This window comes from Streptomyces sp. NPDC052301 (assembly GCF_044593395.1).
In the GTDB taxonomy this organism is placed as follows: domain Bacteria; phylum Actinomycetota; class Actinomycetes; order Streptomycetales; family Streptomycetaceae; genus Streptomyces.
Map to the genome: position 1 here is coordinate 305,617 of NZ_JBIUBE010000002.1, position 16,156 is coordinate 321,772.

General features: G+C 73.3%; 12 protein-coding genes. 6 read left to right on the top strand and 6 right to left on the bottom strand.

What is annotated here, in order from left to right:
* Positions 1-27: 27 nt before the first annotated feature.
* From ACIHEJ_RS05075 to ACIHEJ_RS05090, 4 genes are all read left to right on the top strand, one after another.
* Positions 28-1,341, top strand: coding sequence for a flavin monoamine oxidase family protein (locus tag ACIHEJ_RS05075; RefSeq protein WP_400132245.1), 1,314 nt, complete (start codon positions 28-30; stop codon positions 1,339-1,341).
* The gene (locus tag ACIHEJ_RS05080) at positions 1,334-2,767 is read left to right on the top strand and encodes an aminobutyraldehyde dehydrogenase (protein ID WP_400132246.1); all 1,434 of its coding nucleotides are present in this window, start codon (positions 1,334-1,336) and stop codon (positions 2,765-2,767) included. Before ACIHEJ_RS05075 ends, ACIHEJ_RS05080 begins: the two co-directional genes overlap by 8 nt.
* Before the next feature lie 102 nt (positions 2,768-2,869).
* Complete coding sequence (locus ACIHEJ_RS05085; RefSeq protein ID WP_400132247.1) at positions 2,870-5,305, top strand: SpoIIE family protein phosphatase; 2,436 nt, start codon at positions 2,870-2,872, stop codon at positions 5,303-5,305.
* 186 nt (positions 5,306-5,491) lie between these two features.
* A complete protein-coding gene (locus ACIHEJ_RS05090) occupies positions 5,492-5,755 on the top strand; it encodes a hypothetical protein (protein ID WP_400132248.1) in 264 nt (87 codons plus the stop codon).
* On the opposite strand, the gene ACIHEJ_RS05095 is transcribed toward ACIHEJ_RS05090, so the two are convergent.
* Positions 5,724-6,713, bottom strand: coding sequence for a pirin family protein (locus ACIHEJ_RS05095; RefSeq protein ID WP_400132249.1), 990 nt, complete (start codon positions 6,711-6,713; stop codon positions 5,724-5,726). The two genes, ACIHEJ_RS05090 and ACIHEJ_RS05095, sit on opposite strands and share 32 nt — an antisense overlap.
* A 395-nt stretch (positions 6,714-7,108) precedes the next feature.
* Here ACIHEJ_RS05095 and ACIHEJ_RS05100 point away from each other — a divergent pair, with 395 nt between their 5' ends.
* Positions 7,109-7,960 (top strand): NmrA/HSCARG family protein, encoded by an 852-nt coding sequence (locus tag ACIHEJ_RS05100; RefSeq protein WP_400132250.1) that lies wholly within the window; start codon positions 7,109-7,111, stop codon positions 7,958-7,960.
* Positions 7,961-8,506: 546 nt separating this feature from the next.
* On the opposite strand, the gene ACIHEJ_RS05105 is transcribed toward ACIHEJ_RS05100, so the two are convergent.
* Positions 8,507-9,463, bottom strand: coding sequence for a LysR family transcriptional regulator (locus tag ACIHEJ_RS05105; RefSeq protein WP_400132251.1), 957 nt, complete (start codon positions 9,461-9,463; stop codon positions 8,507-8,509).
* A gap of 169 nt (positions 9,464-9,632) precedes the next feature.
* On the opposite strand from ACIHEJ_RS05105, the gene ACIHEJ_RS05110 reads away from it, so the two are divergent.
* Positions 9,633-11,291 (top strand): penicillin-binding transpeptidase domain-containing protein, encoded by a 1,659-nt coding sequence (locus ACIHEJ_RS05110; RefSeq protein WP_400132252.1) that lies wholly within the window; start codon positions 9,633-9,635, stop codon positions 11,289-11,291.
* Positions 11,292-11,479: 188 nt separating this feature from the next.
* Here ACIHEJ_RS05110 and purU read toward each other — a convergent pair whose 3' ends face one another.
* Genes purU through ACIHEJ_RS05130 form a run of 4 tightly spaced genes read right to left on the bottom strand, consistent with a single transcriptional unit; the run spans position 11,480 to position 16,136 of the window.
* Positions 11,480-12,454 carry a formyltetrahydrofolate deformylase gene (gene purU, locus ACIHEJ_RS05115; RefSeq protein WP_400132253.1) on the bottom strand — a complete coding sequence of 325 codons (975 nt, stop codon included), beginning with the start codon at positions 12,452-12,454 and terminating at the stop codon, positions 11,480-11,482.
* Positions 12,339-12,956 (bottom strand): sarcosine oxidase subunit gamma, encoded by a 618-nt coding sequence (locus ACIHEJ_RS05120; protein ID WP_400132254.1) that lies wholly within the window; start codon positions 12,954-12,956, stop codon positions 12,339-12,341. Before ACIHEJ_RS05120 ends, purU begins: the two co-directional genes overlap by 116 nt.
* Positions 12,946-15,813 (bottom strand): 2Fe-2S iron-sulfur cluster-binding protein, encoded by a 2,868-nt coding sequence (locus ACIHEJ_RS05125; protein ID WP_400132255.1) that lies wholly within the window; start codon positions 15,811-15,813, stop codon positions 12,946-12,948. The genes ACIHEJ_RS05120 and ACIHEJ_RS05125 overlap by 11 nt, the downstream gene beginning before the upstream one ends.
* Positions 15,810-16,136 carry a sarcosine oxidase subunit delta gene (locus ACIHEJ_RS05130; protein ID WP_400132256.1) on the bottom strand — a complete coding sequence of 109 codons (327 nt, stop codon included), beginning with the start codon at positions 16,134-16,136 and terminating at the stop codon, positions 15,810-15,812. The genes ACIHEJ_RS05125 and ACIHEJ_RS05130 overlap by 4 nt, the downstream gene beginning before the upstream one ends.
* Positions 16,137-16,156: the final 20 nt, after the last annotated feature.

The following is a 16,156-nucleotide window of genomic DNA, read 5'->3' on the forward strand; positions in this document are numbered from 1 at the left end:
CCTGACGAGATGACGAAAGCGAAACCGATGCATCACGACGTGATCGTGCTCGGCGCCGGGCTGGCCGGACTCGCCGCCGCCCGGGACCTGTCGGCCGCCGGCACCGACGTGCTCGTCCTGGAGGCCCGGGACCGCGTCGGCGGCCGGGTCGAGCAGACCCGAACCCCCGACGGCCGCACCGTCCAGCTGGGCGGCGAGGTCGTCGGCCACGCCCACACCGCCTATCTGCAGCTCGCCGAGGAACTCGGCCTGGAGCTGGTGCCCAGCTATGTCGCCGAGCCCGGCCGGATCACCCGCGCCACCCCCGAAGGCCGCTCGGCCGGCGATCCACCGCACTGGTTCGGCCCGGGCGACGCGGCCCGGCACGAGCGGCTCAGCCGCGAGTTCGGCGACCTCGCCGCCACCGTCGACCCCGACGACCCCTGGTCGCATCCGCGGGCGGACACCCTGGACCGGCTGTCCGTCGCCGACTGGCTGCGCTCCTGCCAGGCCACGCCCGCCGTGGTCCGGCTGTGGGAGATCGGCCAGCTGGGACTGGCGGGAGGGTCGTACGAGCGGATCTCGCTGCTGGCCGCGCTGCGCAAGAGCGCGGCGGTGCCCGGTACCGGCGACTACGACTACGACAACTGGGAGGGACTGCGGCTGGCGGCGGGGTCGGCCACGCTCGCCGAGGTCATGGGCCGCGAGCTGGGCCCGCGGATCCGCCTCGGCTCGCCCGTCGCCGCGGTCGACGTACGGCCCGGCCGGTGCACCGTACGCCTGGTCACCGGCGAGACCGTCACCGCGGGGGCCGTGGTGAGCGCCCTGCCGGTGGGGCCCCTGCGGTCGGTCGCCGTCACGGGGGTGAGCGAGGCCCGCCTGGCCTCCCTGCACCGGCAACGGCAGGCGGTGGCCGCGAAGTTCGCCGCCGTCTACGACCGTCCCTTCTGGCGTGCCGACGGCCTGAACGGCCTGTCCGAGACGGAGGGAGTGCTGGGCAGCACCTGGCCGCAGAACGAGGGAGTGCTGTCGGCGTTGGTCCCGCCCGAGCGGTACGGCGTCCTGCTGGGCACCCCGCCGCAGCAACGCACCCCCGAGCTGCTCGCCGAGATCGCCGCCATGTTCGGCACCGAGGCGCTGCGGCCGGCCGCCTGCCACCTGCGGTTGTGGGGCACCGATCCGTGGACCCGGGGCTACGTCACCCAGTGGCCCCCGGGCGAGGTGATGGCGGTCGGACCGCTGCACGGCCGCCACGAACCGCCGTTCTACGTCTGCGGCTCCGACCAGTGGGTCGCCGGTTACATGGAAGGCGCCGTCCGCACCGGCCGGGCCGCCGCCGAGGAGGCGCTGCGCCGTGGCTGACACCGCCGGCCTCACCACCGTCCTGAACCACGTCGGCGGCAAGGACGTACCGGCCGCCTCCGGAGCCACCCTGCGGCTGACCGACCCTGCCACCGCGCTCCCCCACGGGACGGCCCCGCTCTCCGGTCCCGAGGACGTGGACGAGGCCTGCCGGGCGGCACAGGAGGCGTTCGGGGGCTGGTCCGCCACGACCCCGGCCGAGCGGCAGACCGCGCTGCTGCGGATCGCCGACGCCCTGGAGCGGCGGGCCGGCGCGGTGACGCGCGCGGAGGTCGCCGACACGGGCAAGCCGCGCGCCCTCTTCCTGGCGGACGAACTGCCCGCGATCGTGGACGTGCTGCGGTACTTCGCCGGGGCCGCCCGGAACCTGCCGGGTGCCGCGGCCGCCGAGTACACCCCGGGCCGCACCTCCGTCCTGCGCCGCGACCCGGTCGGCGTCTGCGCCCAGATCACGCCGTGGAACTACCCGCTGATGATGGCCGTGTGGAAGGTCGCTCCCGCGCTCGCGGCCGGCAACACCGTCGTGCTCAAGCCGTCCGACACGACGCCGTCCTCCGCCGTGCTCCTGGCCCGGCTGGCCGCCGAGCACCTGCCGCCCGGTGTGCTCAACGTCGTGTGCGGCGACCGTGACACCGGGCGCTCGCTGGTCGCCCAGCCGGACGTCCGGCTGGTGGCCGTCACCGGCAGCGTCCGCGCCGGGCAGGAGATCGCCGCCGCGGCGGCCGCCGACCTCAAGCGGCTCCATCTCGAACTCGGCGGGAACGCGCCCGTGCTGGTGCATGAGGACGCCGATGTCGACGACGCGGTCGAGCAGTTGGCGACGCTTGCCTACTACAACGCGGGCCAGGACTGCACGGCCGCCACCAGGATCCTCGTCCACGACCGGCTCCACGACCGCTTCCTGACCGCCTTCGCCGAACAGGCCGCACGGCGCACGCCCGGAGCCCCGGACGACGCGCACGCCGACTTCGGCCCCCTCGCCAACGCGGCTCAACTCGGCACCGTCAGCGCACTGTTGGGGAGACTCCCGGAACACGCCGAACTGATCACCGGCGGCGCTCCCCTGGACCGCCCCGGCTACTTCCACCCCGCCACGGTGATCGCCGGGGTCCGGCAGGGGGACGAGATCGTGCAGAGCGAGGTGTTCGGGCCCGTCGTCACCGTCCAGCGGTTCACGGAGGAGTCCGAGGCCCTGCGGATGGCGAACGGCGTCCCCCAAGGGCTGGCCGCGAGCGTCTGGACCCGCGACCACGACCGCGCCATGCGCGCCTGTCGCGCGCTGCGCACCGGCATCGTCTGGGTCAACACCCACGGCACGACGGTCTCGGAGATGCCGCACGGCGGAGTACGCCACTCCGGCTACGGCAGCGACCTCTCGCTCTCCGGGCTGCTCGACTACACCCAGCCCAAGCACGTCATGCTGTGAGGCGCGGGAGGCGGTGCGACACCGGTCAGGGATGCGAGGACACGCCGGATGCCATGTGAGACCGTGGTCTGAGGAAGCCCGCCCGCGGATGGGGCCGACACCATGGGTCTGAAGGATCTGGCCGCGCAGCACCAGGGGGATCCGTTCGGCATCACGTCTGCCGCCGTCGCCCTCATGGACGCGCACGGCCTGATCCGCTACTGGAACGGCAGGGCGGAAGCCCTTCTCGGCTATCCCGCGGCGGATGTCCTGGGGCACCCGGCGACCTCGCTGCTCCTGGCCGGCGACGCACCGGCGTCCACGTTCTCCGCGGCGCAGCGGGCCGGGGACGGCTGGGAGGGCCTCGTCACCGCGCGTCACCGTGCGGGCCGTCCGGTCGAGCTGGCCGTGCGGGCGTGTCCACTGCACACGGAGCACGGCTCCGCCTGGCTCGCCGTGGCCTGCGACGCCTCCGACTCGCGCCGGTGGGAGCTCGACCAGGCGGTGCTGCGCGGCCTCCTGGAGGAGTCGCCGATCGGCATCGCCGTGCTGGACAGCGAGCTGCGCCTGCAGTGGGTGAACCAGGTGCTGGCCGGGATGGAGGGCCTGCCGCCCCACCACGGTGCCGACCGCATCACCGCGCCCTCCGGACCGGGCCAGGTGCCGCCGGCCGTGGACTGGCAGGCGCGCCAGGCGCTGCTGTCGGGCCGGGTGACGCCCGCCGTGGAGCACGTGACGCCCGCACAGGGCATGTCCCGCCGGAACTCGCAGGGGCACCTCAGGCTCCGCTCGTCGTTCCCGCTGCGGGACTTCGAGGGCAAGACGCTCGGGGTGTGCCACACCGCGGTGGACTTCACCGCCCAGGACCGGGCGCGCGAGCGGCTGGCCCTGGTCAACGAGGCGGCGCAGCGGATAGGCACCACCCTGGACCTCGACCGCACGGTGCAGGAGCTCGCCGAGGTGCTGGTGCCGCAGCTCGCCGACTTCGTGGCGATCGACCTCTTCCAGGGCGTCCTCGCGGCCAGGGACCTCGCCCCCGGACCGGTCACCGGCGGCACGCTGCAGCGGGCGGCGCACCTGTCGATCCGCAAGGAGCTGCCCGAGGCGATCGTCGCCGTCGGGGCGCCCAGCGGATATTCACCGAAGTCTCCGCAGCAGCGCTGCCTGAACACGGGCCGGCCGGTCCGTGACCCGGTCGTGTCACCGGCGACCTGGTGGCTGGCGGGCGACGCGCAGCGCCTGTCCCGGCTCATCCGCCTCGGGGTGCACTCGCACATGGTGGTCCCGCTGCGGGCACGGGGTGTGACCATGGGCGTGGTCACGCTGCTCCGCTGGGAGAACCCGAACCCGTTCGACGAGGACGACCTGCTGCTGGTGGAGGAGCTGGTCGCCCGTGCCGCGGTGTGCGTCGACAACGCCCGTCGGTTCGTCCGGGAGCACCACTCGGCCCTCGCACTGCAGACCAGTCTCCTTCCGCCCGACCTGCCCTCTCACTGCGCCGTCGAGGTCGCCTACCGCTATATGCCGGCCGACGCCGAGGCGGGCGTCGGCGGCGACTGGTTCGACGTCATCCCGTTGTCCGGCGCGCGCGTCGCCCTGGTGGTGGGGGACGTCGTCGGCCACGGCATCCACGCCGCCGCCAGCATGGGCCGGCTGCGCGCGGCCGTGCAGACCCTCGCCGACATGGATCTGCCGCCCGACGAGCTGCTCGCGCACGTCGACGATCTCGTGCTGCGGCTGGCGGACGAGGCGGAGGCGGCCGCCTGCGGGCCGGTGGTGATCGGCGCGACCTGTGTCTACGCCGTGTACGACCCGATCTCGCGGAAGCTCAGCGTGGCCCGCGCCGGACACCCCACACCGGCCATCGCGCACCTCAGCGAACCGGTGGAGCTCCCCGACATTCCCGCCGGCCCCCCGCTGGGACTCGGGGGGCTGCCCTTCGAGTCGGCCGAGATCGAACTGGAGGAGGGCAGCGTGGTCGCCCTCTACACCGACGGCCTCATCGAGGCCTCGGACCGCGACGTGGACATCGGCTTCGAGCGGCTCTGCTTCGCCCTGGCCCATCCCGACCGGCCGCTGGAGGAGATCTGCGACACGATGGTCCGCATCCTCCTGCCGGAGCATCCGCACGACGACGTGGCCTTCCTCATCGCCCGGACCCGTGCCCTCTCCTGCGACCGCGTGGCCACCTGGGAGGTGCCCGCCGACCCGCGGGCCGTGCACGAGGCGCGCGAGAAAGCTGCCTGCCAGCTGGCCACGTGGGGGCTGGAGGACGCCGCCTTCACCACCGAGCTGATCGTGAGCGAACTGATCACGAACGCCATCAAACACGCCTGCGGGCCGATCGGTCTGCGGCTGATCCACGAGCGGGCCCTCATCTGCGAGGTGTCGGACGCCAGCAACACCTCGCCGCATCTGCGCCGTGCCCACAGCACCGACGAGGGAGGACGGGGGCTCTTCCTGGTCGCGCAGGTCGCCCAGCGCTGGGGCACCCGGTACACCGCCACGGGCAAGACCATCTGGGCGGAGCTGCAGCTGCCGGGCAGCCCTTGCGGCTGAGGTGAACGGTCACCGTCACCACCGGCGGATCCGGCACCGGCCACGGCTGGTACGGCCAGTCCGCCGTGCACGCCGACGACTGCACCCTCGGCCAGGTGCGCGCGCCGTGCCGGCCGACGCGGGGGCACGGCGCACTCGGCGCGGTCCGGACCGTCGGGTCAGCTCGTCGCGCGTACGGCTTCGCGGATGAGGTCGGCGACCTCCTTCGGCCCGGAGACGGCGACCGCGTGCGACGCGCCCTCGGCCTCGACGGCGGGGTCACCGCCGGCGACGCGGTACGTCCACTCCTCGAGGGCGCTCGCCGGCGGCGAGGCGGGGAAGCGTCCCTGCAGCTCGCCCGATCTCGCCCTCTTCGAGGACGTGGGCGGCGACGAAGACGAGGCCGACGGCGTCGTCGGTGGTGCCGGCCCGACGCGGGTCAGTGACGCGGCCGGTTCCCGCGCGGCTTGATGTGGGCGTGGGGCAGGGCGGGCGCGGGGAGACGGTCTCCGGGGTATCCCTGGACGGCACCGAACCGGTCGGAGGCGTTCTGCCAGTCCTCACGGGCCCTGACGATGTCCTCGTGGCTCCGGCCGATGAAGTTCCACCACATCACGATCTCCTCCTCGAACGGCGTACCGCCGAGCAGAACCGTCCGGGCCGGGCCGTCCGACTCGTTCGTCAGCGTCAGGGTGCCGGGGCCCGCAGGGACGTAGCCCAGTTCGGCGGGGCGCAGGAGGGTGTCGGCGAGCCGGACGTCTCCCCGGTCGACCAGGAGACCGTGCTCGAAGCGGGGGTCGACGGACAGCGTCACGGCTGTGTGCGGCTGGAGTGTGATCTCGGCACCGAGCAGGGGCGTGAAGGTCGGCACGGGCGAGGTGACGCCGGCGAGCGCGCCCAGGAAGACGCTGACCCGCGCCCCGTCGACCCGCACCGGCTCGGGGACATGGTGCTGGAAGTTCCGCACGGTGTCCCGGTCCGCCTCGGGCAGTGCCACCCACAGCTGCACGCCGTGCAGGACGGTGGTCCGCGGGGTGGAGACCTCGGAATGGCAGATGCCGTATCCGCCGGTCATGAGGTTCAGCTCGCCCGGCCGCACCAAGGCGTGGCTGCCCAGGCTGTCCCGGTGCTCGATCTCCCCGCTGAACAGCCAGCTCACCGTCTGCAGCCCGGTGTGGGGGTGCGGCGCGACGTCCATGCCGCCCGTCTCGGACACGTCGTCGGGGCCGTAGTGATCGGCGAAGCACCAGGCACCGATCAAGCTGCGGCCGCGCTGCGGCAGGGTGCGCCGCACGGTCATGGCCCGCGGGCCGCCCAGGGGCACGTCGCGCGGGGTCAGCACCTCGACCTGCGCGGTGCCGGCGGGCCGCTCGGCGTCTGCCGATGTGCCGCACCGCACTTCGACGGGCCGCGTCTCGACGTTGCTCATCCTGGCCACCTCTCAGCCGTTCATTGTTCTATATTCAACCATCATGCGGCAGGGGAGGACGATCTTCCACCGCCGACAGGCGTGTACGCCGGGGAGCAGCCCGTGCTCGTCGGCACCTCGCCGAGGGCGTCCAGACCCCGGGCGGGGCCGCGGTGGCCGATCCCCGGCACGTCGCCGAGATCACCTCGATCCCATCCGCACCGGTGAGCTGCAGTCCTGGTCCCTGGCCGAGCACCTGGGGGACACCCCACCGGTGCGCGCCCGAGCGACGCCCCGCATGCCCGACGCCCCGTCAGGGGCGCGGCGTGGCCGAGCGTGTCGTCGGTGACCGCTCGTTACCGTGGGGACCGGCCGGCGATCCCGTGCCGCCGGACCGCGAGGAAGGGAGGTCTTCGATGACCGACGAGCCGATCCTGGTGCTTGCCGCGACCGGCGGACAGGGCAGGGCCGTGACCGATGCGCTGCTGGGCCGCCGGGCCCGGGTCCGGGCGCTGGTGCGGGACCCCGGCCGCCCCGCCGCGCGGGAACTGGCCGGCCAGGGCGTCGAGGTGGTGGCGGGTTCCCTGAGCGATGCGGGGTCGCTGGCCGCGGCGATGGACGGGGTGTCGGGCGTCTTCGCGTTCACGACCCCCTTCGAGGCCGGGCTGGAGGCGGAGGTGGCCCAGGGCCGCGCCATCCTGGACGCCGCGACGCGACGACGCGTACCGCATCTCGTGTTCAGCTCCGTGGCGGGCGCCGACCAGCACAGCGGCGTACCGCATTTCGACAGCAAGGCACGCATCGAAGCAGCGCTGGCCTCCGGCGACGTGCCGTACACGATCCTGGGCCCGACGTACTTCTTCGACAACGCGCTGGGCGGGGCGGAGCGCATCCTCGCCGGTGTGCTCGAGCTGCCGCTGCCCCCCGACCGGCCGTTGCAGCAGCTCGCCCGCCCCGACCTCGGCGCGTTCGCGGCCGAGGTGCTGCTCTCCCCCGCCCGCCACGCCGGGCGGCGCATCGAACTGGCCGGGGACGCACCCACTCCCGCCCAGATGGCGGCCGCGCTCGGCGCGGCACTCGGCCGGGAGGTCCGCTGCGAGCGGGTGCCGCTGACGTCGATCGGCAATCCGGACATGCACGCGATGTGGACGTTCCTGAACGGCCCCGGCTACCGCGTCGACATCCCCGCGCTCCACGCCGCTCGCCCGGACATCGGCTGGACCTCCTTCGCCGACTGGGCGCATCGCTCGTTCGCCACCGCCCGCTGATTTCACATGAGCGGCGCCACCGTCGGATCCCACGGATTCACCCGCCCGCGCGCCAGGGCGACGGCGGAAGGGCGGAGGAGATCGTCGCCGCCGTGCGGGACGAACTCCCGGCGCACACGGTCCCCTTGGGCCCACTGCCCGGCACGGCGATCGGCCGGCTCGCCGGTGACGCACTGGGCGAAGCCGTCGACGAGCGGATGCGTGCCGTGCTCGAAGGAGCCGGCGGGAACCCCTTACTGGCGGTCGAGATGCTCGCCGGGCCGCGGGTTCGGCTTCCACGACGCCGCGCCTGGCCTTCACCGGTACCTCGGCGCCCACACGAACCAGTGGAACGCCGTCATGGCGACCGCGGTCCTCGCCTCCGTCCCGGGGGCGGCCCCGCTCATCGTCGCCCAGCGTCACATCGCCGCCCGGATCACCGGCGGCACCGTCACGTGAGGCCCGCGCCGGCGCGGGCCTCACGTGAGGGCGGCGATCCGGTGCGGTACCTCCAGCGGGAACAGGCGGCCGGTGCCGTCCGGTTCGGTGAGGGTGAGGGGGACGGCCTCAGAAGGACTGCTGCGGCGCAGGCGTGTCCGGGTTCGGGCCGGCGTCGTTCAGGGCCGCTTCCCGGAGGACGGCCGCCAGGCGGGTGACCGCCTCGCTCGGCGGCTGCGGAAGCCGGGCCAGGAGCAGGCGCCGCTGTTCCTGGGGGCCGCCGCGCACCGGGAGGATGCGCACACCCGCCGGTGCCAGGGCGGTGAAGACGGCCGGCACGGTGGTCAGCCCGCAGCCGGCGGCGACCAGTTGGAGCTTGGCCAGCCAGTCGCGGGCGGTGTGAGCGATCTCGGGCCGCTCGTCCAGGCCCGGCCACACGCCCATCGCGCGGTCGTCTCCCGAGGAGGAGCCGGAGATCCAGCGCTGCCCGCGCAGGTCGGCCACGTCGACGAACTCGCCGCGGGCCAGCGGGTGGGCGGCGGGCACCGCCAGACGCAGCGCGCGTTCGGTGAGCGTCTGCAGCACGAGCGGGGGCGACTCGGCGTCCGGTGGCCGGAACGGAGGAGCCGACGAGAGCAGGGCCAGGTCCAGGCTGCCGGCCCGCAGGGCGCGTACCAGCGCCGGGGTGCTGCCACTCTCCCGGCCGACGACATGCAGGTCCGGGTCCGTGCGGCGCAGTGCGGCCAGGGCCCGTGGAACCAGGACGGCACCGGCGCTGGGGAACCAGCCCAGACGGACCGTCCCCGTCTGCCCGGGCAGTCCCGAGAGTTCCCTCGCGGTCGCGTCGATCTCGTCGAGCACGATCGTCGCGCGGCGCATGACGACGCGGCCCGCCGGGGTGAGCCGCACCCCGTCCCGGCGCCGCTCCAGCAGTTCCGCGCCGGCCACGCGCTCGGCCGCAGCGATCTGCCGTGACACCGCCGACTGGGTGTAGCCCAGCGACACCGCGGCGGCGGTGAAGGTGCCGTGTTCGGCCACCGCACGCAAGACCCGCAGCGCGGTCAGTGACACATCGGTGAAGTCCATGACGTTCACGCATGCTACATGTGCACATGTTTCCCCGAACGCATACCGGCGCGCGAGCCGAGTGGTGGCACCGAACACCGTCGTGGGTCTGCGCACGGCTCGACGTCGCGGTGGGGCCTGAGTACGCGTACTCAGGCCCCACCGTCTGCGGGCGGCGAGAATCCCTGTCGTGAACAGACCTGTGAAGCTCGGCTTGGCCGGGACATGCGCCGCGCTGCTCGTGGTCGGGGCCATCGGCACGTACAACATCGTCCACGGCTCGACCGCCGGGTCATCGCGGGACGGCCGGCCCGACGCGGCCCGCGGTTTCGATCCGTCCGCCCTGTCGAGCACGCCACCGTCGAACTCCGACGCGGTCCGATGGGCCCGGACGTTCCTCGACGACTGGTCCGCGCAGCACCTCGACGGCGCGGCCGGCGACACCGACACGCCCGGCGCGGCTGCTCAGGCCTTGCGGCGGTACAAGGACGGACTGCGGCTGAAAGGGCTGACGTTCGACCACGTGCTCTCGGCCGGTCCGTCGTCGGTGACGCCCGGCGCCACCAAGGTCACGTTCGACGTGCGGGCCCAGGTGGCGGGCGGCACCTGGACGTATTCCAGTGCCGTGGCCGTCGTGCACAGCACGAACGGCGTACCGGCGGTGCACTGGAACAACTCGGTGCTGTACCCGGGGCTCGGTGCGGAGCAGTCCCTCAGCGCGGGCAAGCTGCCCGCCGGCGCCACTTCGGCGAAGGTGGTGGCGAGCGACGGCCGGACGGACCTGTCCACGTTCTCCTCGCTGCGCGAGATCGCGGCGACCGTCCGACGGAACGCCAAGCCCACGGGCGGCAGTACCGGGACGGGGGTGGCCGTGGTCGACGACGGCGGTGCCGGGGTCAAGACGCTGAAGGTCTTCTCCCAGGGCCGGACCCCGGTCGTCAGGACGACCATCGACGCCCGGCTCCAGGCCGTGGCCGAACGGGCGGTCACCGACCCCCACCTCCAGGAGAAGCCCGCCGGCACCGTCGCACTGGACTGGCGGAACGGTCACATCCTTGCGCTCGCGCACTCGGGCTCGGACGGGGACATCGCCATCAACGGCATCAAGTCGCCGGGCTCCACCATGAAGATCATCTCCTCGGCGGCCCTGTTCGACCGTGCAGGCCTCACGCCGAACAGCCCCGCGCCCTGCACGGACTCACTGACGGCCAACAGCCAGCTGTTCCACAACGACCCGGGCGTGAAGGCCGACCCGGGCTCCACTCTCGCCCAGGCGTTCACGGTGTCCTGCAACACCTCCTTCATCAAGGACGGCTTCCACTACCTCGTGCACGACGGTGACGCCTCCGCCCTGCACGACGAGGCCGTCGATGTGTTCGGCATGGGCAGCTGGTCGATCGGCGGCGGTGTGGCCACGACCGATCCGAGCATCCCCACGGATGCTCAAGGCGGCGACCAGGCGGCCCAGTTCATCGGCCAGGGCAGAGTCACGGCCACACCGCTGTTCATGGCGTCCGTGGCGGCCACCGTACGAGGCGGCAGGTTCGAGCAGCCCGTCGTTCTGCCGGGGCAGCACCAGCAGACCGCCCCCCGGCCGATCGCCGCCCGCACCGCGGGCTACCTCCGGTCGATGATGCGCAGCGTGGCCACCAGCGGCACCGCCGCACCCCGTCTCGGCGGACTGCCGGGAGTCGGCGGCAAGACGGGCACGGCCGAGGAAGGGGACCACACCAACGGCTGGCTCACCGCGTACAACTCCCGCATGGCGGTCGCGAGCCTGGTCGAAGGAGGCACGTCCGGTGTGGACTCCGCCGGGTACGTCGTCCGACGACTGCTGACCGGCAGCTGACCCCGGCTCGGTGACGCGGGCCACGCAGGCGTCCGCGCCGGACCGGAGACCAGGGCTCCGGAGACCAGCCGGTCTCCGGAGCCCCTACGAAGAGCCACGTGGCGTCGGACGGCGGGCGGCTGCGCCTGCAGCGGCTTGCGCTCACCGACCCGTTCGGCGCCGGGTGTTCGCGTCCCCACCGGAGCCCGTCAGTCGAAGACCACGGTCCGGTTGCCGTGGAGCAGGACGCGGCCCTGGCAGTGCCAGTTGACGGCGCGGGCCAGCGCCAGGCGTTCGGCGTCACGGCCGACGGTGACGAGTCGGCCGGGGCTCGCGCGGTGATCGACGCGGATGATCTCCTGCTCGATGATCGGGCCCTCGTCCAGGTCGGCGGTGACGTAATGGGCGGTGGCCCCGACGAACTTCACCCCGCGGCGGTGGGCCTGGTGGTAGGGCTTGGCTCCGGCGAAGCTCGGCAGGAAGGAGTGGTGGATGTTGATGGCGCGGCCTTCCAGCCGCTTGCACAGGTCGTCGGAGAGCACCTGCATGTAGCGGGCGAGGACGACGAGGTCGACGCGGTGCTCCTCGACGAGCGCCAGCAGCCGCGCCTCCGCCTGCGGCTTGGTGTCGGGCGTGACCGGGACGTGCTCGTAACGCACGCCCTGCGCCGCGGCCAGCGGCCGGAGGCCGGGGTGGTTGGAAACCACCAGGACGATCTCGGCGTCCAGTTCGTCGCTGCGCCACCGGTAGAGCAGGTCGGCGAGGCAGTGGTCGAACTTCGACACCATCACCAGCACGCGCGGCTTCGCCGCGGCGTCCCTGAGCTGCCATTCCATGCCGAACTCGGCGGCTGTGGGGCCGAAGGAGTCCCGCAGTCCGCGCAGGTCGCTCCCGGCGGAGGTGAAGCTCGTACGGAGGAAGACGCTGCCCCCGTCGGTGTCGTCGAACTGCTGGTGCTCGGTGATGTCGCACCCGTGCCGGAGGAGGAACGACGTCACGGCGTGCAGGACGCCGGGGCGCTCGGGGCAGCTGAGGGTGAGAACGAACTCGCTGTTCACGGACGGCTCCTCAGCAGGTCGAAGACGGTGATGGCCATCCGGTGCCTCCGCCGTACTCGGTGCAGGCGTCGACGAGCCAGGCGGCCAGGTAGGACGCGAACGACGATCGGACCAGCAACCACACATCGGAGGCTGCCTCGCCCCGCACCACCAGGGTGACCGGGGCCTGGGCCAGCAGCGTGGTCGGGCACGCGCCGACGGGGGTCACCCGCGGGTCCAGGTCGACGGCGCAGCCCTGGGCCAGCACCGTGCGGACCAGGTGCCCGGACAGAGCCAGTGTCGTGCGCTGTGCCGAGACGTCGGTGACGGTGGCGAACTCGTCCCCGACGGCCGACCGCAGCCGGGCGACGAGGTCGTGCCGCCGGCCGTCGGGGGCCACGAGCAGCCATTCGTCCGGGCCCATCCACAGCGCCTCGACGTCGCCCGACAACTCGGCGCTCACGGGGCCCGGCAGCGTGATGCCCAAGGCGGCCTCGACGGCCCTCGCGGCGGGGCTGCCGGGCCGCACTCGCAGGCTGAGCTGGGTCAGGAAGGGCAGTTCCCTCGCCCGCACTCCGGTGGGCAGCCGGGCCAGGCGGTCCTGCCACGCGGCGAGCGGGCTGCAGCGAGTGGGCGTCTCAACCGTCACGGCGGGTTCCCTCCTTGTCGAAGAGCACAGGGTCGGTCACGGTCACCGGGACGGTACGGCCGTCCAGCGGGACGTAGAGGGTGTCGCCGATGCGCTCGGTTCCGGAGCGCACCAGGGCCAGGGCGAACGTGCGCTGCAGCGCGTCGCTGCGGTAGCTGGAGGTGACGTGCCCGAGCATGGGCACCGGTGGCTCCGGAACCGTGCTCGTGGCGATGATCTGGGCGCCTTCGGGCAACAGCACCCGTTCGTCGGCCGGCAGCAGGCCCACCAGTTGCTTGCGGTCGCCGCGCCGGTTCTCCTCGCGCGAGAAGGACCGCTTGCCGATGAAGTCCGGCTTCTTCTTGGACACGACCCACGACATGCCCAGGTCCTGCGGGGTGACGGTGCCGTCTGTGTCCTGCCCGATGATCGGGTACGCCTTCTCGGCGCGCAGCACGTGCATCGTCTCGGTGCCGTACGGGGTAATGCCGAACGGACCGCCTGCCGCGTACAGGGCCTCCCACACGGTGATGCCGTCCCAGGCGGGGACGTTGATCTCGTAGGCGAGTTCACCGGAGAAGCTGATCCGGCACACCCGGGCCGGGATGCCGGCGACGGTGGTGTCGCGCCACGACATGAACGGGAACGCGTCGTTGTCGACGTCCAGTTCGGGAGCCACCAGGGCCAGCACCGCGCGGGAGCGGGGCCCCACCAGCGGGATGGTCGCCCAGTGCTCGGTGACCGACGTGAGGTGCACGCGCAGGTCCGGCCACTCCGTCTGCAGCCACTCCTCCATCCACTCCAGGATCCTGGCCGCGTTGCCGGTGGTCGTGGTCAGCAGGAATTCCTGCTCGGCGACACGGATCACCGTGCCGTCGTCGAGTGCCATGCCGTCGACGCCGCACATCACGCCGTAGCGGATCCGGCCCACCTCGAGCGTGCTCATCAGGTTCGTGTAGAGCCGGTCGAGCAGCACACCGGCGTCCGGGCCCTGCACGTCGATCTTGCCGAGCGTGGAGCCGTCCATCATCGCGACGCCCGTGCGGGCGGCCCGGCACTCGCGCAGCACCGCCTCCTCCATCATCTCGCCCGCCCGGGGGTAGTACCAGGGGCGCTTCCACTGGCCGACGTTCTCGAACAGGGCGCCGTGCTCGACGTGCCACGGGTGCAGCGCGGTCACCCGGACCGGGTCGAACAGGTCCCCGCGGTTGCGGCCCGCGAGGGCGGCGAACGGCACGGGTACGGCGGGCGGGCGGAAGCGGGTGGTGCCGAGGTCGGCGACGTCCACCCCGAGCGCCTCGGCGACGATGCCCGAGGTCATCACGCCGGAGGTGCGGCCCTGGTCGTGGGCGGTGCCGATCGTGGTGTAGCGCTTGACGTGTTCCACCGACCGCAGGCCCGCCCCGGTCGCCCGCAACACGTCGGCGACGACGGCGTCGCGCTGCAGGTCGACGAACTGCCGGGAGCCGTCCTGGCCGTGGCCGTCCTGGGGGCTCGGGACCCGCCACAGCACCCGGCCCGGTGCTCCCTCCGGCAGCGGGCCGGCGGTCGGCAGGGCGACCGTCCCGCCGGTCCTGCCGAGGGTGGACAGGGCCCGCCGGGCGGCGTCCACGCCGTCGGCGAGACAGCCGGCCAGGGTGAAGGTGCCGCCGGCCGCTCCCGCCGTACGCACCGTGTCCGGCGCCTGCGCGGGCACGAAGGCTCCGGTCGCGGCGTCGTGGCGCAGCGTGCCGCGGGCCTGGCTGAACAGAGCCACCGCCGGGTTCCAGCCGCCGGAGACCAGCAGCAGGTCGCAGTCGATGCCCTGCCGGTCACCGAGGCGTGCCTGGCGGAAGGGGGCGACGTGGGCGCGGGAGACGTGTGCGACGCCGCTGGTGCCGGTGACGACGTGGCCGGCCCGGAGGCCGATGCCCCGTTCGGCACAGGCGGTGCGCCAGTGTTCCGGCACCTCCTCGCGGGCGTCGATCACCGCGGCGATCCGCAGGCCCGCGTCGGCCAGTTCGAGCACTGCCGGGTAGGCGCTGTCGTTCGTGGTGAACACGACGGCCCGCTGCCCGGGCAGGACGCCGAAGCGGTTGAGGTACGTGCGCGCCGAGCCGGCCAGCATGATGCCCGGGCGGTCGTTGTTGTCGAAGGCGACCGGACGCTCGTGGGCGCCGGTGGCGTAGACGACCTGCCGGGCGCGGATGCGCCAGATCCGCTGCCGCGAGAGGTGCGCGGGTGCCGCGGCGCCGAGGTGGTCCGTGCGCTTCTCCAGGGCCAGGACGAGTCCGTCGTCGTAGTGGCCGAACGCGGTGGTGCGCTGCAGCATCCTCACATCGGCGCAGGCGGCGAGTTCGGTGACGACACCGCTGACCCACTCGGTCGCCGGTGCGTCGTCGAGCAGCTCCTGGGTGCCGAGCAACGACCCTCCGGGACGCGGTAGTTCGTCGACGAGGATCACGCGGGCGCCGGACCGGGCGCCGGCCAGCGTGGCGGCCAGTCCCGCCGGGCCGGCGCCGACGACCAGCAGGTCGCAGTGGGCGTGCATGGTGTCGTAGCGGGCCGGGTCGGGCCGGCTGCTGAGCCGTCCCCGGCCGGACAGCCCCCGTGCGACGAGGCCGTCGTACAGCTCCACGGTGGTGGCCGTGAGCATGGGCTCGGGGAAGGGCGCCTCGATCTGCACGAGCGCGTTGGGCTCCTCGGCGCCGGCGGCCAGGATGCCGCGCGGCCGTCCGTACTTGATGCTGTCGGCCACGTGGTGCACGCCGTGGGCGAGCAGCGCCGAGGCGAGGGTGTCGCCGGGGTGCCCGGTGTAGGTGGTGCCGTCGAAGATGAAGGTGAGCGTGGTGTCGCGGTCGAGGTGACCGTGGCCGCGGGGGCGGAACGGGTTGTTCATCGGCCGGCCTCCTGTCCTGTGTGCCGCTCGGCACCGGGCGCGGTGCCCGTGGTGCGGGGGTGCCGGTCACGGATGTCGTGGACCGCGAGGAACTCATGGGTGGCGGTGTCGCGCAGGGCGTTGAACCAGCGCCGGCAGCCGGCCGCGTGCACCCACCTCTCGGCGAACGGACCCTTGGGGTTGTCGCGGAAGAAGACGTACCGGGCCCACTGCTCGTCGTCGAGCGCGTACGGGTCGTCGGGGTAGGCGACGTGTGCCTGCCCGCCGTAGTGGAATTCGATCTCTTCGCGCTCGCCGCACCAGGGGCAGGTGATGAGCTGCATGGGAACCTCCTTGGCTCGCG

Coding starts and splice junctions, on each gene's coding strand:
- ACIHEJ_RS05075 (WP_400132245.1), top strand. CDS start 28: ATGCATCACGACGTGATCGTGCTCGGCGCCGGGCTGGCCGGACTCGCC.
- ACIHEJ_RS05085 (WP_400132247.1), top strand. CDS start 2,870: ATGGGTCTGAAGGATCTGGCCGCGCAGCACCAGGGGGATCCGTTCGGC.
- ACIHEJ_RS05090 (WP_400132248.1), top strand. CDS start 5,492: ATGAGGTCGGCGACCTCCTTCGGCCCGGAGACGGCGACCGCGTGCGAC.
- ACIHEJ_RS05095 (WP_400132249.1), bottom strand. CDS start 6,713: ATGAGCAACGTCGAGACGCGGCCCGTCGAAGTGCGGTGCGGCACATCG.
- ACIHEJ_RS05100 (WP_400132250.1), top strand. CDS start 7,109: ATGACCGACGAGCCGATCCTGGTGCTTGCCGCGACCGGCGGACAGGGC.
- ACIHEJ_RS05105 (WP_400132251.1), bottom strand. CDS start 9,463: ATGGACTTCACCGATGTGTCACTGACCGCGCTGCGGGTCTTGCGTGCG.
- purU (WP_400132253.1), bottom strand. CDS start 12,454: ATGTGTGGTTGCTGGTCCGATCGTCGTTCGCGTCCTACCTGGCCGCCT.
- ACIHEJ_RS05125 (WP_400132255.1), bottom strand. CDS start 15,813: ATGAACAACCCGTTCCGCCCCCGCGGCCACGGTCACCTCGACCGCGAC.
- ACIHEJ_RS05130 (WP_400132256.1), bottom strand. CDS start 16,136: ATGCAGCTCATCACCTGCCCCTGGTGCGGCGAGCGCGAAGAGATCGAA.